General features: G+C 66.6%; 20 protein-coding genes. 16 read left to right on the forward strand and 4 right to left on the reverse strand.

All coding sequences use genetic code 11. From position 1 onward, the window contains the following. Positions 1-82: 82 nt before the first annotated feature. The 10 genes from F3J19_RS29480 to F3J19_RS29525 all read left to right on the forward strand — a co-directional run bounded on the left by F3J19_RS29480 (position 83) and on the right by F3J19_RS29525 (position 11,214). A complete protein-coding gene (locus F3J19_RS29480) occupies positions 83-784 on the forward strand; it encodes an RraA family protein (RefSeq protein WP_167049527.1) in 702 nt (233 codons plus the stop codon). After that, positions 784-1,731, forward strand: coding sequence for a hydroxyacid dehydrogenase (locus F3J19_RS29485; protein ID WP_167049529.1), 948 nt, complete (start codon positions 784-786; stop codon positions 1,729-1,731). The genes F3J19_RS29480 and F3J19_RS29485 overlap by 1 nt, the downstream gene beginning before the upstream one ends. A gap of 24 nt (positions 1,732-1,755) precedes the next feature. After that, the gene (locus F3J19_RS29490; RefSeq protein WP_167049531.1) at positions 1,756-2,685 is read left to right on the forward strand and encodes an SMP-30/gluconolactonase/LRE family protein; all 930 of its coding nucleotides are present in this window, start codon (positions 1,756-1,758) and stop codon (positions 2,683-2,685) included. 135 nt (positions 2,686-2,820) lie between these two features. Then, positions 2,821-4,140, forward strand: coding sequence for an MFS transporter (locus F3J19_RS29495; RefSeq protein ID WP_240159344.1), 1,320 nt, complete (start codon positions 2,821-2,823; stop codon positions 4,138-4,140). A gap of 54 nt (positions 4,141-4,194) precedes the next feature. After that, the gene (locus F3J19_RS29500) at positions 4,195-5,349 is read left to right on the forward strand and encodes a porin (RefSeq protein ID WP_167049535.1); all 1,155 of its coding nucleotides are present in this window, start codon (positions 4,195-4,197) and stop codon (positions 5,347-5,349) included. 11 nt (positions 5,350-5,360) lie between these two features. Beyond that, positions 5,361-6,407, forward strand: coding sequence for an amidohydrolase family protein (locus F3J19_RS29505; RefSeq protein WP_167049537.1), 1,047 nt, complete (start codon positions 5,361-5,363; stop codon positions 6,405-6,407). After that, positions 6,404-7,687, forward strand: coding sequence for an MFS transporter (locus F3J19_RS29510; protein ID WP_167049539.1), 1,284 nt, complete (start codon positions 6,404-6,406; stop codon positions 7,685-7,687). Before F3J19_RS29505 ends, F3J19_RS29510 begins: the two co-directional genes overlap by 4 nt. Continuing rightward, on the forward strand, positions 7,684-8,925 hold the full coding sequence (locus tag F3J19_RS29515; RefSeq protein WP_167049541.1) for an MFS transporter: 1,242 nt from the start codon (positions 7,684-7,686) through the stop codon (positions 8,923-8,925). The genes F3J19_RS29510 and F3J19_RS29515 overlap by 4 nt, the downstream gene beginning before the upstream one ends. A 17-nt stretch (positions 8,926-8,942) precedes the next feature. Beyond that, positions 8,943-10,268: an MFS transporter gene (locus F3J19_RS29520; RefSeq protein WP_167049543.1), complete on the forward strand. Its 1,326-nt coding sequence runs from the start codon at positions 8,943-8,945 to the stop codon at positions 10,266-10,268. 1 nt (position 10,269) lies between these two features. Continuing rightward, positions 10,270-11,214, forward strand: a complete 945-nt coding sequence (locus F3J19_RS29525) for an amidohydrolase family protein (RefSeq protein ID WP_167049545.1) — start codon at positions 10,270-10,272, stop codon at positions 11,212-11,214. 100 nt (positions 11,215-11,314) lie between these two features. Here the strand turns inward: F3J19_RS29525 and F3J19_RS32890 are convergent, their stop codons facing one another. Beyond that, complete coding sequence (locus tag F3J19_RS32890) at positions 11,315-11,596, reverse strand: immunity 50 family protein (protein ID WP_240159341.1); 282 nt, start codon at positions 11,594-11,596, stop codon at positions 11,315-11,317. Between the two features lie 496 nt (positions 11,597-12,092). On the opposite strand from F3J19_RS32890, the gene F3J19_RS29535 reads away from it, so the two are divergent. Further along, positions 12,093-12,461, forward strand: a complete 369-nt coding sequence (locus F3J19_RS29535) for a hypothetical protein (protein ID WP_167049547.1) — start codon at positions 12,093-12,095, stop codon at positions 12,459-12,461. 192 nt (positions 12,462-12,653) lie between these two features. Here the strand turns inward: F3J19_RS29535 and F3J19_RS29540 are convergent, their stop codons facing one another. Beyond that, entirely contained in the window at positions 12,654-12,920 is a 267-nt protein-coding gene (locus F3J19_RS29540; protein WP_167049549.1) for a hypothetical protein, read from the reverse strand. 214 nt (positions 12,921-13,134) lie between these two features. Further along, on the reverse strand, positions 13,135-14,211 hold the full coding sequence (locus F3J19_RS29545; RefSeq protein WP_167049551.1) for a substrate-binding domain-containing protein: 1,077 nt from the start codon (positions 14,209-14,211) through the stop codon (positions 13,135-13,137). Between the two features lie 134 nt (positions 14,212-14,345). Here F3J19_RS29545 and F3J19_RS29550 point away from each other — a divergent pair, with 134 nt between their 5' ends. From F3J19_RS29550 to F3J19_RS29565, 4 genes are read left to right on the forward strand one after another with little or no spacing between them, the layout of a single operon-like run. Then, positions 14,346-14,831, forward strand: coding sequence for an NAD(P)H-dependent oxidoreductase subunit E (locus F3J19_RS29550; RefSeq protein ID WP_167049553.1), 486 nt, complete (start codon positions 14,346-14,348; stop codon positions 14,829-14,831). Next, positions 14,828-16,405, forward strand: coding sequence for a formate dehydrogenase beta subunit (locus F3J19_RS29555; protein WP_167049555.1), 1,578 nt, complete (start codon positions 14,828-14,830; stop codon positions 16,403-16,405). Before F3J19_RS29550 ends, F3J19_RS29555 begins: the two co-directional genes overlap by 4 nt. A gap of 15 nt (positions 16,406-16,420) precedes the next feature. Beyond that, positions 16,421-19,378, forward strand: coding sequence for a formate dehydrogenase subunit alpha (gene fdhF / locus F3J19_RS29560; protein ID WP_167049557.1), 2,958 nt, complete (start codon positions 16,421-16,423; stop codon positions 19,376-19,378). Between the two features lie 8 nt (positions 19,379-19,386). Further along, a complete protein-coding gene (locus F3J19_RS29565) occupies positions 19,387-19,644 on the forward strand; it encodes a formate dehydrogenase subunit delta (protein WP_167049559.1) in 258 nt (85 codons plus the stop codon). Positions 19,645-19,758: 114 nt separating this feature from the next. Here the strand turns inward: F3J19_RS29565 and F3J19_RS29570 are convergent, their stop codons facing one another. Next, a complete protein-coding gene (locus F3J19_RS29570) occupies positions 19,759-21,486 on the reverse strand; it encodes an FAD-dependent monooxygenase (RefSeq protein WP_167049561.1) in 1,728 nt (575 codons plus the stop codon). A 251-nt stretch (positions 21,487-21,737) separates the two neighbouring features. On the opposite strand from F3J19_RS29570, the gene F3J19_RS29575 reads away from it, so the two are divergent. Next, entirely contained in the window at positions 21,738-23,585 is a 1,848-nt protein-coding gene (locus F3J19_RS29575; protein WP_167049562.1) for a tetratricopeptide repeat protein, read from the forward strand. The last annotated feature ends 2 nt before the right edge of the window (positions 23,586-23,587 follow it).

Below are 23,587 nucleotides of genomic sequence, written 5' to 3' on the forward strand. Positions count from 1 at the left end.
CCGATTAATCGCGCGGCTAAAGTAGTTTCATTAAGTACAACACAGTTGTACATTGTACAACTCAATACATGAGGCTACTCCCATGAGCGCAATTTCCAACGCAACTCCCGCCATCGTTCGCGACTTCGAACGCGTTTCACCTGAACTCGTCGAGGCCGCGTCCCGTTTTCAGTCTGCCATCCTTGCCGACGTCGCCGGCCGCCGCGGCACCCTGCACGGCCGCGTCAAGCCCCTGTCGCCGAACATGAAGGTCGCGGGCCCGGCCGTGACCGTCGAAGTCCGCCAGGGCGACAACCTCGCCATCCATGCCGCGCTCGCCATCGCCAAACCCGGCGACGTGATCGTCGTCGATGGCAAGGGCGATCAGAGCTGCGCGCTCATCGGCGAAATCATGGCGACCCAGGCGCACGCAAGCGGCTTCGCCGGCTTCGTGATCGATGCGGCGGTGCGCGACTCGCACGAACTCGCGAACGGCGCGTTCCCGGTCTTCTCGGCCGGCCTGAATCCGTGCGGCCCGACCAAGGGCGTCGCGGGCCGCGTGAATCATCCGATCGCCGTTGCCGGTGCCGCCGTCAAACCGGGCGACCTCATCGTGGGCGACGCCGACGGCGTCGTCGTGATTGCGCGCGAAGAAGTCGAGCAGATTCTCGTGCTCGCGCAGAAGAAGCTCGACGCGGAAACGGCGCGTATCGCCGCGATCCGCAACGGCGAGGCGCTGCGGCCGGCCTGGGTGGAAAAGGAATTGCGCGCGGCCGGCATGCTGGCCGAAGGCGAGGCGCTGTAATGCAAACGGCCAACCAGAAACCTGTCGTGCTCGTCACGGCGGCGGATCTCGCGCCGCAAGCGCTCGCGTTGCTCGACCGCTTCGAGGTGGTCTTCGCGGGCAAGCAGCCGACCGAGGACGACATCGTCACGCTGTGCGCACAGTACAAGCCGGTCGCGATCATCGTCCGGTATGGCAAGGTCAACGCGCGCATCATGGATGCCAGCGAAAACCTGCGGGTCATTTCCAAGCACGGCAGCGGCATCGACGTGATCGATCAGGACGCCGCGGCGCAACGCGGCATCGCCGTTCGCGCTGCCGCCGGCGCAAACGCGGCCGCGGTGGCCGAGCATGCCTGGGCGCTGATTCTCGCGTGCGCCAAGTCCGTGACCCAGCTCGATGGGCGCATGCGTGCCGGACATTGGGACAAAGCGACGCATAAGTCGGTCGAGCTCAACGGCCGAACCCTCGGTCTCGTGGGTCTCGGCGCGATCGGCCGGCGGGTCGCCGCTGCGGCCCAGGCCTTCGACATGCAGGTGATCGCGTTCGATCCCTATACGAAGGAAGCCCCCGCCGGCGTAAAGCTCGTCACGCTCGACGAGCTTTACGCATCGGCCGACGTGGTCTCGCTGCACTGTCCGCTGACGGCCGAAAACCGCCAGATGATCGATCGCGAAACGCTCGTCAGGCTCAAGCCGGGCGTCATTCTCGTCAATACCGCACGCGGCGGACTCATCGACGAGCCCGCACTCGTCGACGCCCTCGCCAGCGGCCAGGTGCGCGCGGCAGGTCTCGACAGCTTCGACGTCGAACCGATGGCGCATCCCCACCCGCTCCAGCGCGTGACCAACGTGATCCTGTCGCCGCATATCGGCGGCGTGAGCGACGCGGCCTACGTGAACATGGGCAAGGGTGCGGCGGCGAATGTGCTCGCAGCGATCGAAGAGCACGCCCAACGCCTCGTGTGATCGGCGCCAGAGTCAGAGGTTGATATGTATTTGCTCAAGTCCCCGGAAGTCCGCGAAGCGGAAGTCTTCACCCGCATGCCGGAGCGTTTTCGCAAGCCCGGCGTGCAGACCGAATGGGCGCGCGCCAATCGCGGCGGTCAGTCGACCGATTCGTTTCTCGAAGGCCCGGTCTGGAGTCCTACGGGTCATCTCTACGTGACCGACATTCCGCATGGCCGCATCTTCCGCATTGCCGGCGACGGCGAGTGGGAACTGATCGCCGAATACGACGGCGAGCCCAACGGCATGAAGCGGCTCGACGACGCCCACCTGCTCATCACCGACTATCGCAACGGGCTGATGCGGCTGGACATCGAGCGCGGCACAGTGTCGCCTTATCTCGAGCGCCGCAATACCGAGCGCTTCCGGGGCGTCAACGATCTGACCTTCGACTCGGCCGGCAATCTGTACTTCACGGATCAGGGGCAGACAGGTCTGCACGATCCGACCGGGCGCGTCTACCGTCTTTCGCCGCAGGGCAAGCTCGATATGCTGCTCGGCAATTGCCCGAGCCCCAACGGCCTCGTGCTCTCGCCCGACGAAAAGGTGCTCTACGTCGCGATGACACGCGGCAATTGCGTGTGGCGCGTCCCGCTTCAGGCGGACGGATCGGTCAGCAAGGTCGGGCAGTTCTTTACCTCGTATGGCCCGAGCGGCCCGGACGGACTCACCATCGATACGGCGGGACGCCTGTTCGTCGCCAATCCCGGTCTTGGCCGTGCGTGGGTCCTCAATCACCTGGCGGAACCCGAAGTTGTCCTGACCAGTCCGGCAGGCGCATCGCTCACCAATCTTTGCTTTGGCGGGCCCGACATGAAGACGCTCTTCATGACTGAATCCGTCTCGGGAACCGTCCTGCGAGCCGACATGGATATCGCCGGCCCGCTTCCTCAGCAGGCCAGGCACACTCACTAGCCGGCATCCAGGCGGATCGCTGCCGCGACCCGCCCGTCCGATCAGAACACGTTGCGCCCGGCGAGGCGCAATGGAGGAGCGCACATGCAAGTTTCCCGAACCTTGAGCGCGAACAGCGCGCCGCCCGACAACCCCATGCCCGGGCATCCGGCAATGCACCCGGAGCACTATGCCGCCAGCGAGCGCACGCTGGCCAAGGCCTATCGCCGGATATTGCCGTTCATTTTCGCGTGCTACGTGGTCAGTTATCTCGACCGCACCAACGTCGGATTCGCAGCACTGACGATGAACCGCGAGCTCGGCCTCACCGCCCAGGAATTCGGCCTGGGCGCCGGGCTCTTTTTCATCGGCTATTTCCTGTTCGAAATCCCGAGCAATCTGATCATGCAGAAGGTCGGCGCGCGCGTCTGGATCGCCCGGATCATGATTACGTGGGGCCTGATTTCGATGGCGACGGCTTTCGTCACGGGGCCGAAGAGCTTTGCCGCCGCCCGCTTCCTGCTCGGTCTCGCGGAAGCCGGCTTCACGCCCGGCATCTATCTGTATTTCACGCACTGGTTCCCCGGCAGATGGCGCGCGAAGATCACGGCGGCCTTCCTCGTCGGCATTCCGGTCGCGAACATGATCGGCTCGCCGATCTCCGGGGCGTTGCTGCAACTGGGCGGCCTGCACGGGCTGCGCAGCTGGCAATGGCTTCTGCTCGCGGAAGGCTTGCCGGCCATCCTGCTCGGCATCGTGTGTCTCTTCGTGCTGGCCGACCGTCCGGAGAAAGCGCGCTGGCTGAGCGAGGAAGACAAGCAGCTCCTCGCGCAACGCCTCGCGCTCGAACAGCAGGGCATCGCCAGAAAACATGGCGCCAGGCTGCGCGACGCCATGACGAACTGGCGAGTCTTCGTGCTGGCGTTCGTCAACTTCTGCGGGATTGTCGGCTCGATCGGCGTCGGCTTGTGGATGCCGCAAATCATCAAGCAATTCGGTGTCAGCCATGCGGTCGTCGGCTGGCTCGCGGCGATTCCCTACGCGCTCGGCGCCGTGCTCATGCTGGTGTGGGCGAGAGTCGCCAACCGCGCGTCGAACCGCGTGCCCTACGTGGCGGGCGCGCTGCTCCTCGCCGCGGCGTCGCTCGCCGTCAGCACGGTGCTCGACGTCCCGACGCTCAAGCTGATGGCGCTGTGCCTGACGGTCAGCGGCATCCTCGCCTTCCAGGCAACCTACTGGGCGATCCCTTCCGGATTTCTCACGGGCCGCGCCGCGGCAGGCGGCCTCGCGCTGATCGTCTCGGTCGGCAACCTCGGCGGCTTTGTCGGGCCGTCGATGATCGGCGGCATCAAGGAGTTCTCCGGCAGCTTCACCGCGCCTTTGCTCGCGGTGGCGTGCGTGATGCTGGTCGGCGCCCTGACGATCGCGTGGCTGGGAGACCCCGGCGCGGACGCCGGCGAAGCCTCGCGCACCTGACACCGTTGCCTCACCCATAACTTCAATAAACCTAAACGACTTTCCGGAGACATCATGCCGTACAAAAAGGCCGTCACGACCTTCGCCACCCAGCCTCCCGTTCCGTTGCGCGCCGCCGCTGCACTGGCCGCGCTCGCGCTCACTCCTCTCGCGGCGCATGCGCAAAGCAGCGTGACGCTTTATGGCATCGTCGATGTCGGTGTGGAGCACATCAACAACACGCCGACGGGCGGCGCAGTGACCCGCGAGGTCTCGGGCAATCTCTCGGGTTCGCGCTGGGGTTTGAAGGGCGTCGAGGATCTCGGCGGCGGGATGCAGGCGATCTTCACCCTCGAAAACGGCTTCAACCTCAACGACGGCACGCTCGCGCAATCGACCAAGGGGCTGGGCGCCAATGCGGCCACCACCTCGCGCCTTTTCGGCCGCCAGGCCTGGGTCGGCCTCGCGTACGGCAATCAGAAGCTGACCTTCGGCCGGCAGAACTCGGTCTTCTACGATCAGGCGGTCGTGTTCGATCCGATGGGCGCGTCGTCGCGCTATTCGACCTTGCCGGTCGACTACGCAGCCGCGGGGCGCATCGACAACGCCGCGAAATACGTCGGCGCGTTCGGGCCCGTAACCGTTGCGGCCATGTACAGCACGCGCTATGACACGGGATACGGCAGCGAAGTGCCGGGCGCCCAACTGACCGGCCGCTACTTCGGCGGCTCGCTTACTTACGCGCGCGGCCCGCTCGCGGCGAGCGTGTCCTACGAACAGCGCAACAGCAACACCGTCGCCACGAACACCGCCACGGAGCGCCGCGCGGTCGCGGCGGCAACGTATGCCATCGGCAGCCTGAAGGCATTCGCCGGCTATCGCTATCTGCAGGCGTCGAACGCGTTCCTGCCTGCCAATCCGATCGCGCTCGCGAACGGTGCGCAGTCGAGCGCCGCCAATCTGTACTGGGCCGGCGCGCTCTATAACTTCACGCCGGTTTTCTCCGTCACCGCGTCGGCCTACTACCAGGACGTCCATTCGACGAGCGCCGATCCCTGGATGGCGGTGCTCAGCGCCGACTACCTGCTCTCGAAAAGCACCGACCTCTACGCGACCGCCGGCTTCGCACGCAACAAGGGCAACTCCGCGCTCGGCGTGAACGGCTACGGCACCGTCGCGGCGGGCTACGACCAGACCGGCTTCGTGGTCGGCATGCGCAAGAAGTTCTAGGCGGCGAGGCCATGCAGATCGTCCACGCCCCTCACCTGCCCATCCGGGAAAACTGGCTCGCGCGGCGGCGCGAGGAAGTGTTGCAGCCGGATCTCGCCATCGTCGACGCGCACCATCACCTGTGGGACCGGCAGACGGGCCGCTACCTCGCCGACGAATTGCGGCAGGACACGGGCGGCGGCCATCGCATCGTCTCGACGGTCTACGTGCAGTGCCGCTCCATGATGCGAAGCCACGGCCCCGACGCCATGAAGCCCGTCGGCGAAGTCGAATTCGCCAACGGCGTCGCCGCGATGTTCGCCAGCGGTGCCTATGGCGCTTCGCGTTGCTGCGAGGCCATTGTCGGCGGCGCGGACCTCGCGCTCGGTCACGCCGTCGCACCGGTGCTCGAAAAGATGCTCGACGTCTCGGGCGGGCGGCTGCGCGGCATTCGCAATCCGCTCGCATGGCATGACAGCGAGGCGGTGCGGTCGAGCCCGGTCGTGCCGCCGCCCGATCTCATGCAGCGCCGGTCGTTTATCGACGGTGTGCAAACGCTCGCGACATACGGCCTCAGTCTCGACGCCTGGGTCTATCACACCCAGCTCGATGCGCTCTACGACCTCGCCGTGCAAGCGCCGAACGTGACGATCGTGATCGATCACTTCGGCGGTCCGCTCGGCATCGGGCCTTACATCGGCGAGCAGGCGGAAGTGCGACGCGCCTGGACGGCCGCACTGCGGCGCCTCGCGCATCTGCCGAACACGCGCATGAAACTCGGCGGCGCCGGCCTGACCGTATTCGGTTTCGACTTCGCGGCGGCCGAACTCCCGCCGTCGTCCACCGACCTCGCGGCCGCGTGGGCGCCGATGTTCGAGACCTGCGTCGAGCTTTTCGGCGCGCAACGCTGCATGTTCGAAAGCAATTTCCCGGTCGACAAGGGGATGTTCGGCTACACAGTGCTCTGGAACGCCTTCAAGCGCCTGGCAGGCAGTGCGTCGCCTGACGAGCGTGCCGCGCTGTTCAGCGGAACCGCCGCGTCGACCTACGGGTTGGACCTATCAGGAGACAAGACATGAAACCGGAAACGGCGACGGTAGCGACCGCGGCAAGCGGCGCCAGCACGCACGCGAAGGGGTACCGCGACATCTCGCGCGCGGAATGGCGCTCGCTGTCACTGGCGGGTCTGGGCTGGACCTTCGAGAGCTACGACTCCTTTCTCCTGTCGCTGCTGTTGCCCACGCTGGCCTTGCAGTTCGGCCTGAGCAAAGCGCAGCTCGGCCTCTTCACGAGCATCACCGCCGCCGGGCAGATCGTCGGCGGCATTCTCTTCGGCTATGTGTCGGATCGCCTCGGCCGCGTGCGTACGGCCTTGCTGTGCATCGGCATTTATTCACTGTTCTCAGGACTGCTTGCGTTTGCGCCGAACGAGCACTGGTTCGCCGTCTCGCGATTCTGCGGCGCGTTGGGCATGGGCGGCATGTGGACGGCCGGCGCCGCGCTCGTCGCCGAAACCTGGCATGCGAGCCGGCGCGGCAAAGGCGGCGCGCTCATGCAGATGGGGCTGCCCGTGGGCGCGATCATCGCCATCAGCGTGGCGGGCATCGTGAGCATGGCTAACGGCGGACTCGCCGGCAACGGCTGGCGCCTGCTGTTTCTGATCGGCGCGCTGCCGTTCTTCATTCTCTTCTGGGTCGCGCGCAAGACGCCCGAATCGCCGATCTGGCTCGAACGCAAACAGGCCGCGCGGCACGACAAGGCGCATCCGTCCGCCGCTGCCACGCAGCTCAACGTGCGGGGCTTGCTGACCGCGTTCACGTTCATCTTCTTCCTGCAATACCTGTACTGGGGCGTTTTCACGTGGACACCCACGTTCCTCGTGACGGTGAAGCACCTCGACTTCGTGCACAGCCTCAAGTTCGTTCTCGCGTTGCAGTTCGGCGCCATCTCGGGCTTCCTGCTGTTCTCGGCCTTCGTCGACAGGATCGGCCGGCGGCCCATGTTCATCGCTTATCTGCTCGTGGGCGCGGCAGCCGTGGGCGTCTATATCTTCTCCGCGAATCCGTTGCTGCTGATGGCCGCGATCTTTCTTACCGGATTCGGCGTGAACGGCATCTTCGCGGGCGCGGGCCCCTTTCTCGCCGAGATCATCGGCGACACGGCCTCGCGCGGCTTTCTCATGGGCCTCGCCTATAACGGCGGACGGCTCGGCGGCTTTATCGCGCCACTCGTCATCGGTGCGCTGGCTTCGAGCGCCGGCGGCTTCGTGCTGGGTCTCGCGACCACGATCGTCGCGTTCGTCGCGGCGGCGATCGTCGTGTTCTTCGCGCCGGAAACGCGCGGCAAGGCGCTCGCATGAACACGACCACACGGCAGCCCAGCTTCTACGACCGGCTGTTTCCGGCGCTCGCCGAACCGGCTTTGCGCCGCTACGCGTGCGGCCAGGTCGTTTCGGTGCTCGGCAGCTGGACCCAGAACATCACGCTGAACCTGCTCGTGTACCACCTGTCGGGCATGGCATCGGTGCTGGCGCTGCTGAATTTTCTGCTGTACGGGCCGCAACTCGTGGTCGCGCCGCTGGCGGGATCGCGCATTCACTCGGCCAACGCGCGGCGCACGACGCTCTGCGTGCTCGGCACGTCGATGCTGCTCACGATGAGCCTGCTCACGCTCTGGCTGCTGGGGCTGCTCGGCGTCAAGCTGATCCTGCTGCATGCGCTTGCCATCGGTATGTCGAGCGCCGTGGAAACGCCCTCCCGCCAGATGCTGCTGGTGACGAGCCTGCTCGATCAGCGACTCACGTCCAATGCGGTTGCCATGAACACGATGGTCTACAACGTGGGGCGCATGGTCGGCCCGAGCATCGCCGGCTTCGTCTATCCGGCGTTCGGGCCCGGCGCCGCATTTGGCGTGTATGCGTGCGCGCTGGCCGTGATGGCACTGTGCGTGCGTTCGATGAAAACCACCGGCGCGCCGCGCGCGGCACGCGCGGATAGCGGCCTGAGAGACGCGGTGGGCTACGTGATGTCGGACGCGTTTTCGGCGCGCTACCTGCCGATCCTCGCCTGCATCGGACTCTTCGCCGCAAGCTACCAGACGCTGGTTCCGCTGCTGGCCGACCGCGCCTATCACAACGCCGCGCACTATACGGGCCTCTTCTTCGCCGCGGCCGGCAGCGGATCGCTCAGCGCGGCGATGCTGCTTTCGTCGGCCTGGGGGCCGCGCGCCTCGGCACGGCTGCTCGCGCTCGCGCCGTGGAGCGCCATCGCGGCACTGCTCGTGCTCGCCTCGACGAACGACATCGGCCTGTCGATCCCGGCGTTCTACGCGCTCGGATTCAGCCTGACCTTTTCGGCGACCTCGACCAACGCGACGATCCAGCAGCGCTGCCCGGAGCAGGTGCGCGGCGGCCTCGTGGGCATGTATGGCATGGCCTACAACGGCACGATGCCGTTCGGCTATCTGCTCGCGGGAACGGCCGCCGAAGCGCTCGGCGTGCGCAATACGTTCAGCGTCATGGCGTTCGTCCTCGCAAGCTGCGTCGTCGCGATCCACGTTTTACATCACATCCGACTGCGCCGCTCCGGCGCACAATAACGCCAGGAGACTCACTCATGCAATTCAACGGCAGCGCCGCTGCATCCGCGCTCGAGCAGCAGACCCTTCGCAAGGTCGTCTGGCGGCTCGTGCCCTTCCTCATGCTCTGCTACCTGCTCGCGTTCATCGACCGCGGCAACGTCGGCATGGCGTCCCTGCAGATGAATCACGACCTCGGACTTTCACCGCGCGTTTTCGGGTTCGGCAGCAGTCTCTTCTTCGTCTCGTACTTCTTCTTCGAAGTGCCGAGCAACATGGCGCTGCAACGCTACGGCGCGCGTATCTGGATTGCCCGCATCATGATTACGTGGGGACTCGTTTCAGCGGCCACCGCGCTGGTGCGCACGCCGACCGGTTTCTACGTGCTGCGCTTTCTGCTCGGCGCGGCCGAGGCCGGTTTCTTCCCCGGCGTGCTGCTTTACCTGTCCTACTGGGTTCCTGCGAAGTATCGCGCCCGCATCGTCGCCACCTTCATGGTGGCGATTCCCGCCGCGAGCTTCATCGGCTCGCCGATCTCGGCGGCCCTGCTGCAACTCGACGGCTTCGCGGGGCTGCGCGGCTGGCAATGGCTCTTCATCCTCGAAGGCATTCCGACCGTGCTGCTCGGCCTGGTCTGCCTCGTGCTGCTGACCAACAAGCCGGACGAAGCGCGCTGGCTGTCGGCCGGCGAGCGCGAGTGGCTGACCGGCGCCATCGCGAGCGAAGCGCGCGCTCCCAGCAAAGTCCCGCCGATGCCGCTCGCGAAACTGTTTCGCAATCGCTATGTGCTGTGTCTCGCGCTCGTCGATGTGTGCGCCTCCGGCGCGGGCAGCACGCTTTCCGTGTGGCAGCCTCAATTGCTGAAGTCGTATGGCTTGACGGTCATGCAGACCGGTCTGCTCAACTCGGTGCCCTACGCGCTGTCGTCCGTTCTCATGGTGTACTGGGGACGACGCTCGGACCGGCTGCAGGAACGGCGCTGGCATACGGTGATTCCGATGCTGCTCATCGGCCTCGGCCTGTTCGGCACGTCGCTGAGCGGTTCGCTTTTGCCCACCCTGACGATGCTGTGCGCGGTGCTGGTCGGCGCCTATGCCTTCAAGGGGCCGTTCTGGGCGCTCGCCTCCAGCATGCTGTCCAACAGCACGGCCGCGGCGGGACTCGCGACCATCAACGCGATCGCCAATCTGCTCGGCGGCGGCCTGATGGTGAACGTCTACGGCTGGGTCAAGGAAGCCACGGGCAGCTACGCGCTCGCGCTGATGCCGCTTGGCCTGCTGACGCTCGTGAGTGTGGCGACGCTCCTGCTGCTGAGCCGCCCGGGCCCCGATCAACGCGTGCCGAATAAAGTCGAGGTGGTTTGACATGCCCGATATCAAACGCCGCCAATTCCTCGGCATGCTCGGTGCGGGCAGCCTCGCCGCCGCACTGCCCCGTCTCGGCGAGTGCGCCGGGATCTGGTCCAGCGGCACCGAGCGGCCATCGTTCAAGCTTCCTGAAGGTACGGTGGACTGCCATATGCACATCTACGACGACCGCTTTCCGAGCGCGCCGGGCACCACGCTGCGGCCGCCCAATGCGACCGTCGGGCAATACCGGCAGATCCAGCAGCGCCTCGGCATGCGCCGCAATGTCGTGGTGACGCCGTCGACCTACGGCACCGACAACCGCTGCCTGCTGGACGCGCTGAAGCAGTTCGGCGCCGACGCGCGCGGCGTGGCGGTCGTGGATACGTCCGTCACCGACGCCGGGCTTGCGCAGATGAACGAGGCGGGCGTTCGCGCCATACGCTTCAATCTCAGCTATCCGGGCGCCACGACCGTCGAGATGCTCGCGCCGCTTGCGGCCCGTATCGCGCCACTCGGCTGGCACATCCAGCTGGTCGTGCAGGGCGCGAAGCTGCCGGCGCTGGAGAAGCACCTGCTCGCGTTGCCGTGCCCTCTCGTGCTCGATCACATCGCGCATGTTCCGCAGCCGGACGGCCTCGGCTCGGATGCCATGAAGAGCGCGCGCAAACTGGTCGAGCGCGGCAATACCTGGGTGACGCTCTCGGGCCCGTACGTCGATACGAAAAGCGGCGCGCCCGAGTATGCCGACGTCGCGCCGGTGGCGAAGGCGTTCATCGCGATGGCGCCCGAGCGCATGCTGTGGGGCACCGACTGGCCGCATCCCACGGAAAAAACCACCAAGCCCGACGATGCGGGATTGGTGGATGTGATCGCGTCGTGGATCGGCCGGAGCGATTGGCAGCGGATGATCTTCGCGTCCAATCCGGAGAAGTTATACGGGTTTCCTCAGATCGCCCGTTGAGGGCGTTTGCCGCGCGAGGGATGGTGTCGCGTTTTTTCACGTTTTGTCACGACAAGGCCGGCGGTGGAGCCGCCCTCTCTCTCCGGCCGCGGCATAGCTCTTACGAAACCTCGCGCACATAAGGCCGCACGTCGACGATCACGACTTCCTTGCACGTCAGCCGGATATCAAGACCGACATTCGGCATGAGGTCCAGCCGGATCAATGCTCCCGGTGCTTGCGCGAGCGTCATCTCCATGATCGTGGCTTCCTCGAGCATGGCGTTCACGTCGATCCCGGAAGTCCGCACGTCCAGACAGTCGAGCACGACCACCTGATCGGGACGTCCGTCTACGGCCGGCGCGCCATAGCGGTTGTGCAGCACTTCGAGCCGCACATCCACTAGTTCGCGCGTACGCGCACCGGGTAGCAGGCGACCGTCTCCGTCCTCCCGTGTTTGCCGTTCCCGTCGCATGCAAAACGAACGAACCGCCGAATCATGAAAGGACGGATAGCCGCCGAGAGCCCTTGCCAGCGTTTCGCCATGGGTTGCCAGTTCCCATCCTCATGTTTTTTGCGGGTGACTCTTTGGCGGACTATTCATCGCGTGCCCCTTATTCAAGATTGATTGGCGACAGGGGCAGGCTGGATCGTGCCCCACGCGCGGAATATTCTCCCGCTCCCACCCGTTCATCCCGTACGCGCGCGCCGGTGAAGCCGGTGAATCGCGCCGGCGGATCGCAAATCGGCATCCGCTGCCTATACTCGAACCTGGCGAAGTCCAACGCAGATGTCCAGCGCGTTAGCAAAACGCGTTGCCAGAAACGCAGTGCCCGCAACACGCGGTCAAACCGCACCGTCCGACCATCCAACACGTCGTCAACACAGGAGCCCGCATCATGCGCAAGTCCATCCTCGTCCTGGCCCCACTCGCCTTCGTTGCGCTGCAACAGAGCGCCCTCGCCGATCCGCCCAAGGTAGACGGCGGCCGCTTCGTCACCGCGGACGGCATGTCGCTCTACACCTTCGACAAGGACACCACCCCAGGCGTGAGCGCCTGCACCGGCGGCTGCATGAGTTACTGGCCCGCGGCGACGGCAGCCCCGACCGACAAGCCCGCGGGCGACCTGACGCTGATCCCGACCGCGGACGGCAAGCAGCAGTGGGCGTACAAGGGTCATCCGCTCTATCGCTATTCGTCCGACAAGCAGGCGGGGGATACGAAGGGCGACGGTTTCAAGGACGTGTGGCACATCGCCAAGCCTTGAACCGACACACGCGGAAACACTTCGGTCGCAAGGCATATCGGCCGTAGGCTGTCACAAATCGCCCACGCAGAATCGCGCGGGGAAGCAGGCCCACAAAGCACAACGCCGGCGCAAAGCCGGCGTTGTCGTTGCCTCGGGCACTGTCAGACGTTCGACGTTATCAGACGTCGACCGAAGCCCGGCACACCCCTCTTACTGGTCCTGAGGACACTGCAGATTGCAGCCGTTCGGATCGCCCATGTCGCCACGCTTGCGCGCCGCCGTGGGTTTGCCATGCTGATACTTGCTCGACGGCGCGGACGCCGCGAACGGCATCTGCGGATGTTCGTTGATACGGAACTCGTCCTGCAGGATGCCGCCCGGCACGCCGGGCGAATTCTGCGCGAAAGCAACGGAAACGGTGGCGCAAAGCACACCCGCCGCGGCGACCGCGGCACATGCGTGAAGAAGAGCTTTCATAGTGTTCGGCGCGGCGTGGCGCGTGGTTAAAGCGGATGCGAAGCCAAGAGAGTAGCTGAAACGAACGCACTTCGCAGCGGCCTACGCAGCTTAACGATTACAACCGCTTACGCCATCGCCCGGGCAGCGCCGATTCCACCGTCCATCCCAGCGCACTTTCCAGCGCACTTTCCAGCGCGCTTGCCACCCCACTTGCCATCGCGTTTTCCACCGCTCAAACCGCCTCGCCGAGCCCTTCCGCCAGATCCACGAGCCTGCCGCAGTCGCGCGGATCGTAGCCGTCGAGCTGCTCGACGCGATGGCGAAACGCGCTGCCGCGCAGCAGTTCGATCACCGAGGCGAGCGGCGCGCGCGTCAGATGCGCGCGGTCGCACGCGAAGTAATAGTCTTCGTCGACGACCGGAATGAAGTCGAGCCCGAAGTGATGCGCGGCCGGCTCCACGCCGAAGCCGACGTCCGCCATGCCGCTCGCGACGAAGGCCGCGATCGCCGAATGCGTGAGTTCGGTGGACGCGTAGCCGTTGACCCGGTCCGGATCCACGCCGATCCGGCGCAGCGCGAGATCGAGCAGCATGCGCGTGCCGGAACCCGGCTGCCGGTTGACGAAGCGGATGTCGTCGCGCGCGAGATCGCCGAGGCCGCCGATCCGCTTCGGGTTGCCCTTGCCGATGAACAGCCCCTGCTTGCGCCGCGTCAGATGCACGAGCACATGGCGCTGCGGATCGAGCCAGCGCCGGTAGGTATCGGCGCACACCGCGCGGAATTCGCCGAGCGGCAGGTGAAAACCCGCCAGATCGCATTCGCCGCGCGCGAGCGCGCTGACCGCGTCCGCGCTGTCGCGATATTTAATCTCGACCGGCAGATCGTGCGCGACGAGCGCCGTCACCAGTGCGGCCACCGCGTAACCGTGCGAGGCGTGGATGCGCACGTCGTCGGCGGGCGGCGCGAGCCAGCGGTTCAGATCGCTCGCCACCTCGCTCGCGAGCGCCTGCAGATTGCCGTCGAGCCGCTCGCCGCATAGCCGCTGCGCGCGCAGCACCGCCTGGCCCAGTTCGGAGAGCACCGAGCCGCGCCCGCGCTCTTTCTCGATCAGCGCGCCGCCCAGACGCTCCTCGATGCCGCGCAGCAAACCCCACGCATGCCGGTAGGACAAACCCTTAAGCGCCGCGGCCTGGGCAATGCTGCCCGATTCGTCGACGAGCGCGAGCAGCGGCACCAGCTCCGACAGGCTGGCCTCGCGGCCGTCCGCGCCCTTCACCACCAGTTCGACCTGGCATTCGATCCTGACCATATATGTGTATCTCTTTCCTATTGCGTGCGCCCGTCGGCCCGCCTATCGTTCGGCTATACCATATCGAATAAGCGAAGCATACGTGCACGTATTATGAATAACAAGTGCATATATCGCTTTGGAGGAGCCCCCTTTTGGAAGATTCTCTCGCCACGGCGCCGGAGCAACTCGTGCAACGTCACGCACAGCCTGGCCGCACGCTCATCACGATCCTGCACGCGATCCAGGACGAAGTCGGCTATGTGCCGCCCGCCACGGTCGAGCCGCTCGCCCGCGCGCTGAGCCTGTCGCGCGCGGAAGTGCACGGCGTCATCACCTACTACCACCATTTCCGCACCACGCCGGCCGCGCCCGTCACTGTGCAGCTGTGCCGCGCCGAAGCGTGCCGCAGCATGGGCACCGAAGCGCTCGCGCGGCACATCGAGGCGCACACCGGCTGCCGCTTCGACGCCGGCCATCAGGACGGCGCCACCGTGGAACTGGAATCGGCGTACTGCCTCGGCCAATGCGCGCTGTCGCCGGCGCTGATGCTCAACGGCACGCTGCACGCGCGCATGTCGCCGCAGAAATTCGACGCGCTGTTCGCCGCGGCCCGCACATGCGTGGGAGTGCCAGCATGACACGCCTCTACGTTCCCCGCGATTCGTCGGCGCTCGCGCTCGGCGCCGATGCCGTTGTCGAAGCCATCGCGAGCGAAGCCGCGCGCCGCGGCATTCAGATCGAACTGATCCGCAACGGTTCGCGCGGCTTGCTGTGGCTCGAACCGCTCGTCGAAGTCGCCACGCCTGAAGGCCGCGTCGGCTATGCGAACGTCGAAGCGGCCGACGTCGCCGCGCTGTTCGACGCGGGCTTCGTCGACGGCGGCGAACACGCGCGACGCGTCGGCGTGGTCGACGAGATGCCGTATCTGAAGAAGCAGCAGCGCCTGACCTTTGCGCGCATCGGCATCACCGATCCGCTGTCGATCGACGACTATGTCGCCCACGGCGGCCTCGACGGCTTGCGCGCGGCGCTGCAAACCGACGGCGACGCCGCCTGCGAAGCGCTGATCGAATCGGGCCTGCGCGGCCGCGGCGGCGCGGCGTTCCCGGCCGGCATCAAATGGCGCACGGTGCGCGGCGCGAAGGCGGCGCAGAAGTACGTCGTCTGCAATGCCGACGAGGGCGACTCGGGCACCTTCTCCGATCGCCTCGTGATGGAAAGCGATCCGTACATGCTGATCGAAGGCATGCTCATCGCGGGCGTCGTGACCGGTGCGAGCGTCGGCTACATCTATGTGCGCAGCGAATACCCGCACTCGATCGCGACGCTCGAAACGGCCATCGGCCGGGCGCGCGCCGCCGGCTGGCTCGGCGACAGCGTGCTCGGCTCGAACGCGCATCGTTTCGAGCTATTCGTCGCGAAAGGCGCGGGCTCGTACGTGTGCGGCGAGGAAACCGCCTTGCTCGAATCGCTCGAAGGCAAGCGCGGCATCGTGCGCGCGAAGCCGCCGGTGCCGGCGCTTGCCGGTCTCTACGGCCAGCCCACCGTGATCAACAACGTGATCACGCTCGCCACGGTACCGATCATCTTCGCGCGCGGCGCGGCGTTCTACAAAGACTTCGGCATGGGCCGCTCGCGCGGCACGCTGCCGTTCCAGCTGGCCGGCAACATCAAGCGCGGCGGCCTCGTCGAACTCGCGTTCGGCGTGACCCTGCGAGAACTGCTGAACGATTACGGCGGCGGCACCGCCAGCGGCCGGCCGGCGCGCGCGGTGCAGGTCGGCGGTCCGCTCGGCACCTATCTGCCCGAGAGCCAGTGGGACATCCCGATGGACTACGAAGCGTACGCGGCGGTCGGCGCGGTGATCGGCCACGGCGGTCTCGTCGTGCATGACGACACCTCGAACCTCGCCGAACTCGCGCAATACGCGATGCACTTCTGCGCGCTCGAATCGTGCGGCAAATGCACGCCGTGCCGGATCGGCTCGACGCGCGGCGTCGAGGTGATCGCGCGGATTCGCAACGGCGATACGTCGACGCGCCAGGTGCAACTGCTGCGCGATCTGTGCGACACGATGGTGTCCGGTTCGCTGTGCGCGATGGGCGGCATGACGCCGTATCCGGTGCTGTCCGCGCTCGATCATTTCCCCGCAGATTTCGGTCTCGCCGCCGATGCCGCTGCCGGCCACGCCACTCAAGCGGCCGCGGCCTGACCCAGGAGCCCCATCATGTCCGATCAGCTCAACTCTTCCACCGGCGGCTGCGGCTCAGGCAACTGCGCGTGCAAGTCGCAGGCCATGGCGCGCGCTGCCAACCCGTTCTCCGACGACACCGACTACGGCACGCCCGCCCGTCACGCGGACGTCGACGTCACGCTCGAAATCGACGGCCAGGCGGTGACGGTGCCCGCCGGCACCTCGGTGATGCGCGCGGCGGTCGAAGCCGGCGTCAACGTACCGAAGCTCTGCGCGACCGATTCGCTCGAACCGTTCGGCTCGTGCCGTCTGTGCCTCGTCGAAATCGAAGGACGGCGCGGCTATCCGGCCTCGTGCACGACGCCGGTCGAAGCCGGCATGAAGGTGCGCACGCAGACCGACCGTCTGCAATCGCTGCGCCGCAACGTGATGGAGCTGTACATCTCCGACCATCCGCTCGACTGCCTGACCTGCCCCGCCAACGGCGACTGCGAACTGCAGGACATGGCGGGCGTGACGGGCCTGCGCGAGGTGCGCTACGGCTTCGACGGCGCGAATCACCTGCAGGACAGGAAGGACGAATCGAATCCGTACTTCACCTACGACCCGTCGAAGTGCATCGTCTGCAATCGCTGCGTGCGCGCCTGCGAGGAAACCCAGGGCACGTTCGCGCTGACAATCGCCGGCCGCGGTTTCGAATCGCGCGTCGCCGCCAGCGAGAACCAGCCGTTCATGGAATCGGAGTGCGTGTCGTGCGGCGCCTGCGTCGCCGCCTGCCCGACCGCGACCTTGCAGGAAAAGACCGTCGTGATGCTCGGCCAGCCCGAGCACTCGGTCGTGACCACCTGTGCGTATTGCGGCGTCGGCTGCTCGTTCAAGGCCGAGATGAAGGGCAACCAGGTCGTACGGATGGTGCCGCACAAGAACGGCCAGGCCAACGAAGGCCATGCCTGCGTGAAGGGCCGCTTCGCATGGGGCTACGCGACGCACAAGGACCGCATCAAGAGGCCGATGATCCGCGCGAAGATCACCGACCCGTGGCGCGAAGTCAGTTGGGAAGAAGCGATCTCGTATGCGGCCTCGGAATTCCGCCGCATCCAGGCGAAGCACGGGCGCGATTCGATCGGCGGCATCACGTCGTCGCGCTGCACCAACGAAGAGACTTACCTCGTGCAGAAGCTCGTGCGCGCCGCGTTCGGCAACAATAACGTGGACACCTGCGCGCGCGTCTGCCATTCGCCGACCGGCTATGGCCTGAAGACCACGCTCGGCGAATCGGCAGGAACGCAGACCTTCGCCTCGATCGATAAGGCCGACGTCATCATGGTGATCGGCGCGAATCCGACCGACGGCCACCCGGTGTTCGGCTCGCGCCTGAAGCGGCGCGTGCGCGCGGGCGCGAAGCTGATCGTCGTCGATCCGCGCAGGATCGACATCGTCGATACGCCGCACGTGAAGGCCTCGCATCATCTGCAATTGCGGCCCGGCACCAATGTCGCGATCGTCAATGCGCTCGCGCATGTGATCGTCACCGAAGGTCTGCTCAACGAAGCGTTTGTCGCCGAGCGCTGCGAAACGCGCGCGTTCGAGCAATGGCGCGCGTTCGTCGCGCTGCCGGAGAACTCGCCCGAAGCGACCGAGGCCGCGACCGGCGTGCCCGCGCAGCAGGTGCGCGAAGCCGCGCGCGTCTACGCGACCGGCGGCAATGCCGCGATCTACTACGGCCTCGGCGTCACCGAACACGCGCAAGGCTCGACGACGGTGATCGGCATCGCGAACCTCGCGATGGCAACCGGCAATGTCGGCCGCGAAGGTGTCGGCGTGAATCCGCTGCGCGGCCAGAACAACGTGCAGGGCTCGTGCGACATGGGCTCGTTCCCGCACGAGCTGCCGGGCTATCGCCATATCGGCGACACGGTCACGCGTTCGCTGTTCGAAGACGCCTGGCACGTCACGCTGCAACCGGAACCGGGCCTGCGCATTCCGAACATGTTCGACGCCGCGCTGCACGGCAGCTTCATGGGCCTCTACTGCCAGGGCGAGGACATCGTCCAGTCGGACCCGAACACGCATCATGTGGCGGCGGCGTTGTCGTCGATGGAATGCATCGTCGTGCAGGATATCTTCCTGAACGAGACCGCCAAATACGCGCACGTGCTGCTGCCCGGCTCGTCGTTCCTCGAAAAGGACGGCACGTTCACCAATGCCGAGCGCCGCATCTCGCGCGTGCGCAAGGTGATGCCGCCGCTCGGCGGCTATGCGGACTGGGAAGTCACGCTGCTGCTCTCGCGCGCGCTCGGCTACGAGATGGACTACGCGCATCCGTCCGAGATCATGGACGAAATCGCGCGGCTCACGCCGACCTTCCACGGCGTGTCGTACCGCAAGCTCGACGAAATGGGCAGCATCCAGTGGCCGTGCAACGAAGAAGCGCCCGACGGCACGCCGACCATGCACGTCGACACCTTCGTGCGCGGCAAGGGCAAGTTCGTGATCACCAAGTTCATCGCATCGCCTGAAAAAGTCACGCGCCGGTATCCGCTGCTGCTGACGACGGGCCGCATCCTCTCGCAGTACAACGTCGGCGCGCAGACGCGCCGCACCGAGAACTCGCTGTGGCATGACGAAGACCGGCTCGAACTGCATCCGCACGACGCGGAAGAACGCGGTATCAGGACCGGCGACTGGGTCGGCATCGAATCGCGCGCGGGGCAGACCGTGCTGCGCGCGAAGGTCACGGAGCGGATGCAGCCGGGCGTCGTCTATACGACGTTCCACTTCCCCGAATCGGGCGCGAACGTCATCACCACCGACAGCTCCGACTGGGCCACCAACTGCCCCGAGTACAAGGTGACCGCGGTACAGGTGATGCCGGTCGAGCAGCCGTCGCAATGGCAGAAGGACTACTCGCGCTTCAATAGCGAGCAGCTCGAACTGCTCAAGCAGCGCGAGCCGGCCAAGGCGCCCGCCGCCGTCACCTCGGGCAAGTGAGGCGAGCCATGGACAATCGGAATCTGATCGACATGGCGAACCGGATCGGCGATTTCTTCGAATCGATGCCCGATCACGAGGAGGCGCTGAGCGGCGTCGCCGACCATATCCATCGTTTCTGGGAGCCGCGCATGCGGCGCGCGCTGCTCACGACGCTCGACGAAGCGCCGGATACGTATGACATCGCGCTGTCGGACTTCACGCGCGAGGCGATCGTCAGGTATCGCGAGAAGCTGACGCCGGCGCAAACACCGGCAGCAGTTTAGGTCCAGGTCCAGTCCCGGAGCGCTTTCGCATGAGCCGCGCGCGCAACGAGGTTGCGCGTGCTGGCATGCGCATGCGAGACCGGGATCGACGTTCAACTCAACGAGTGTCAGGCCTCACAGCGCCACCTGCTCCCGCATCTCCCCCGCCGCCGTGAACCACGCTTCGCAGTGCCTCAACAGGCCGTGCAGGTCCGAACCGGTACGCCCGCGCGCGCCGATATAGCCATCGGGCCGCACCAGATAGAACGACGGCCGCGTGCGGCCATACGATTCGGCGAGCGCGGGCGCGCCGTCGCCGCTCGTATCGGTGATGCGCCAGATTCGCACCGCGCCCGGCAGCAGGCGCTCGACTTCGGCCGCGAGCTTCTCCACCTCGGGGTCGGCCGGCGGCGCATGCTTCGCGGCGGGATCGAGCGGCGTGCCGTCGACCGGCAGCGGCGGCACCAGCAGAAACAGCGAGAAAAACGCCGGATCGTGCAGATCGAAGAGGCAGCCGACCCCGGGCGCGCGCCCGAGCGGACCATCGACCACATGCACGAGCGCATCGGGCGCGCGTTCGCCCGCACGCGGGCCGCCGTCGAGCACGCGTTCGAGCGTGAGCGGACTGCGCCGGTACTGGACCGACAGTTCGCTGATCGTCGCGCGCGCGGCATCGCGCAGCGGACCGAGCGCGGCCAGCACCGGCATCACGCGCTCGCGCAACAGCTTCAGCGGACCGTGACCGGCTTCGGCCATCTGCGTGATGAAGCCGGTCTGCCGCAGCACGTCGCGCCCGATCGGATGCCGTTCGAGGTGGTACGTATCGAGCAGCCGGTCGGGCGCGGCGCCGCGAATCACTCGCGCGAGTTTCCAGCCGAGGTTCAGCGCTTCCTGGATGCCGGTGTTCATGCCCTGCGCGGCGGCCGGGCTGTGCACATGCGCGGCGTCGCCGGCCAGAAAGATGCGGCCCACGCGCAGGCGATCCACCATGCGGCTATTCACGTGGAAATACGAGGACCACGCGAGATCCGAGACGTCGACACGCTCGCGCACGCGCCGCGCGATCAGCGTCTTGCATTGTTCGAGCGACGGCGGCGGCAGATTCAGCGGCGGGCCCGGCGGCGGCTCGCTGGGCGCCACCGGCACGACGGCGGCACCCGGCAGCCCGGCCGCGTGATCGGCAATCAGACGATGGCGGCCGTGGCCCATCGGAAACAGCGCGACGAGGCCTTCACCGGACGCGAAGATATGGAACTGGTCGTCGGGCCAGTCGGTTTCGGCGCGCAGATCGGCGAGCAGAAACGTCTGCCCGAAGGTCTTGCCCTCGAAGCTCAGGGCGAGCCGGTGGCGAATCAGACTATGCGCGCCGTCGGCCGCGATCAGGTGCGACGGACGCAGCGTTTCGGTGTGGCCGTCCGCGCGGCGCAGCGTCGCCTGAATGCTCGCCGAGCCCTGCATGAACGAGGTCAGTTCGGTGCCGCGCTCGACCGTCACGCCGAGCGTCGCCAGATGCTCGGTGAGCAGCCGCTCGGTCACGGACTGATCGAGAAACAGCAGATACGGATAGCGCGTGTGCAGCGGATCGAAATCGAGCTGCGCAAGCCGCATGCCGTTCGAGAACAGATTGGCGACGCGCGCGCGATGGCCGAGTTCGAGAAACGGTTCGATCAGCCGATGCTGTTCGAGCAGTTCGAGCGTGCGCGCCTGAATGCCGATCGCGCGCGAATGCGGATTCGGCTGCGCCGCCTTGTCGATCAGACGCACGGGGATATGGGCGCGCGCGAGACTCATCGCTGCGGCAAGTCCAGTGGGACCGGCCCCGACGATCAGCACCGGCGACGCGTCGTAGGCGACAGCGTCCATGCGGAACTCCGGAGGCAACAATGCGTTCTAGTGTACGCCGCCGACAAGCCGCGCACGGGTGCGCTGCATCATTCGCGTGGCGGCACATGCGTCACGCGCGGGCGCGGCGCCTGTCGCTCGTCGGGATGCGCCCGTGCGATGGGTCCGGGAGATAGGTCCACAAGAGATGTCCACAACCGGCGCAAATCGGAGTCCGCCCGCGCAAGTATGGGAAAATGCGCCCTCGTCCGCTCCGAATGCCCTCCCCCGTCATGCAACCCGTTTTTGACCGCGCGTTCGCGGCGCATCGTGACGGCCGCCTCGACGAAGCCGAACGCGGCTATCGCGCTACGCTCGACCACGACCCCAGCCACGTCGACGCACTGCACCTGCTCGGCGTGCTGCGCCATCAGCAAGGCCAGCATGAGGAAGCCGCCGCGCTCGTGCGGCGCGCGGTGAATCTGCGTCCCGGCGACGCCGCGCTGCAACTGAACCTCGGCAATGCATTGAGGGCGCTCGGCCAGGTCGACGCCGCGATCGAGCAGTTCCGCAACGCGCTCACGCTCGCGCCGACGTTCCCGATGGCGCACTACAACCTCGGCAACGCGTATGCGTCGGTGGGCCGTCACGAAGACGCCGCCGACGCGTTCAGCCGCTCGCTGCGCCTGCAACCGGACGACGCGTCCTCGCACAACAATCTCGGCAACGCACTGCACGCGCTCGGGCGTCATGCAGAGGCGATCACGTCGTTCCGGCGCACGCTGGAGCTGCGCCCCGATCACGCGGGCGCGCTGAACAACCTCGGCATGTCGCTGAACGCGCTCGACCGGCCGGCCGAAGCCGTGCCCTGCTTCGAGGCCGCGCTCGCCACCGAGCCGCGCTTCGTCGCCGCGCACTTCAATCTCGCCAATACACTCGACGCCACCGGTCGCCATGCCGAGGCGGTCGCCTCGTTCGAGGCGGCGCTGCGCCTGCAGCCGAATCTGCCGCCCGCGATCTACGGCATGGGCAATGCGCTCGCGGCGCTCGGCCGGGCCGCCGAGGCGCAGCCGTACCTGGAACGCTCGGTCGGTCTCGATCCGCAATTCGCGCTCGCATGGCTCGCGCTCGGCACCGTGCACCAGGCGCTCGGCGCACAGGCCGCCGCCGTGCGCGCATTCGATCAGGCGTTGCGTCTGCGCCCCGATCTCGCGGCCGCGCATATGAACCGCTCGCTGGCCTGGCTCGCGATGCGCGATTTCGCGCGCGGGCTGCCCGAATACGAATGGCGGCTGCAAACGGTCGCGCAGCCGGTTATCGAAACCTTGCCGCGCTGGCATGGCGAGCCGATCGAGGACCGCGTGCTGCTGGTCCATGCGGAACAGGGTTTCGGCGACACGCTGCAATTCGTGCGCTTCGTGCCGCTGGTCGCGCAGCGCGCCGCGCGCGTCGTGCTCGAAGTGCAGCCGTCGTTGCTGCCGCTCCTCGCGCCCGCCGCGCGAACGTGGCGCGTGACGCTGATCGCGCGCGGCCAGCCGCGCCCGGCCGCCGATCTGCAGATTCCGCTCTTGAGCCTGCCGTTCGCGCTCGGCACGAACTACAACACGATTCCGGGCCGCACGCCGTATCTGAGCGTGCCGCCCGCGTATGGCCGCAAATGGCGCGGCTCGCTCGGCGGCCAGGCGAAACGCAAGATCGGGCTCGCGTGGTCGGGACGCATTCAGCGCAACGAAACGCGTTCGATGCCGCTTGCCGCGCTCGAACCGCTGTTCGCACTCGACGGCATCGACTGGATCGTGCTGCAACCCGACCTGAACGATGCCGAACGCGCGACGCTCGACGCGCATCCGCGCGCGGCCTCGATTCATCGCTTCGACAAACGTATCGGCGACTTCGCCGATACCGCCGCGATCATCGAGCGGCTCGATGCGGTCGTGTCGATCGACACGTCGATCGCGCACCTGGCCGGCGCGCTGCGCAAGCCGCTCTGGCTGATGCTGCCGTTCGCCGCCGACTGGCGCTGGTTCGAAGACGACACGCGCAGCCCGTGGTATGCGGGCGCGACACTCGTGCGTCAGCCGCGGCCCGGCGCATGGGATGAAGTGGCCGACGCGGTGGCGAAGGCTTTGCGCAACAGTTAACG

Source organism: Burkholderia sp. Ax-1724 (assembly GCF_011752995.1).
Taxonomy (GTDB): Bacteria; Pseudomonadota; Gammaproteobacteria; order Burkholderiales; family Burkholderiaceae; genus Paraburkholderia.

Bases quoted from the DNA above. Each gene is read 5' to 3' on its own strand.
- F3J19_RS29480 (WP_167049527.1), top strand. From the start codon at position 83: ATGAGCGCAATTTCCAACGCAACTCCCGCCATCGTTCGCGACTTCGAA.
- F3J19_RS29485 (WP_167049529.1), top strand. From the start codon at position 784: ATGCAAACGGCCAACCAGAAACCTGTCGTGCTCGTCACGGCGGCGGAT.
- F3J19_RS29490 (WP_167049531.1), top strand. From the start codon at position 1,756: ATGTATTTGCTCAAGTCCCCGGAAGTCCGCGAAGCGGAAGTCTTCACC.
- F3J19_RS29495 (WP_240159344.1), top strand. From the start codon at position 2,821: ATGCCCGGGCATCCGGCAATGCACCCGGAGCACTATGCCGCCAGCGAG.
- F3J19_RS29500 (WP_167049535.1), top strand. From the start codon at position 4,195: ATGCCGTACAAAAAGGCCGTCACGACCTTCGCCACCCAGCCTCCCGTT.
- F3J19_RS29505 (WP_167049537.1), top strand. From the start codon at position 5,361: ATGCAGATCGTCCACGCCCCTCACCTGCCCATCCGGGAAAACTGGCTC.
- F3J19_RS29510 (WP_167049539.1), top strand. From the start codon at position 6,404: ATGAAACCGGAAACGGCGACGGTAGCGACCGCGGCAAGCGGCGCCAGC.
- F3J19_RS29515 (WP_167049541.1), top strand. From the start codon at position 7,684: ATGAACACGACCACACGGCAGCCCAGCTTCTACGACCGGCTGTTTCCG.
- F3J19_RS29520 (WP_167049543.1), top strand. From the start codon at position 8,943: ATGCAATTCAACGGCAGCGCCGCTGCATCCGCGCTCGAGCAGCAGACC.
- F3J19_RS29525 (WP_167049545.1), top strand. From the start codon at position 10,270: ATGCCCGATATCAAACGCCGCCAATTCCTCGGCATGCTCGGTGCGGGC.
- F3J19_RS29535 (WP_167049547.1), top strand. From the start codon at position 12,093: ATGCGCAAGTCCATCCTCGTCCTGGCCCCACTCGCCTTCGTTGCGCTG.
- F3J19_RS29540 (WP_167049549.1), bottom strand. From the start codon at position 12,920: ATGAAAGCTCTTCTTCACGCATGTGCCGCGGTCGCCGCGGCGGGTGTG.
- F3J19_RS29545 (WP_167049551.1), bottom strand. From the start codon at position 14,211: ATGGTCAGGATCGAATGCCAGGTCGAACTGGTGGTGAAGGGCGCGGAC.
- F3J19_RS29555 (WP_167049555.1), top strand. From the start codon at position 14,828: ATGACACGCCTCTACGTTCCCCGCGATTCGTCGGCGCTCGCGCTCGGC.
- fdhF (WP_167049557.1), top strand. From the start codon at position 16,421: ATGTCCGATCAGCTCAACTCTTCCACCGGCGGCTGCGGCTCAGGCAAC.
- F3J19_RS29565 (WP_167049559.1), top strand. From the start codon at position 19,387: ATGGACAATCGGAATCTGATCGACATGGCGAACCGGATCGGCGATTTC.
- F3J19_RS29570 (WP_167049561.1), bottom strand. From the start codon at position 21,486: ATGGACGCTGTCGCCTACGACGCGTCGCCGGTGCTGATCGTCGGGGCC.
- F3J19_RS29575 (WP_167049562.1), top strand. From the start codon at position 21,738: ATGCAACCCGTTTTTGACCGCGCGTTCGCGGCGCATCGTGACGGCCGC.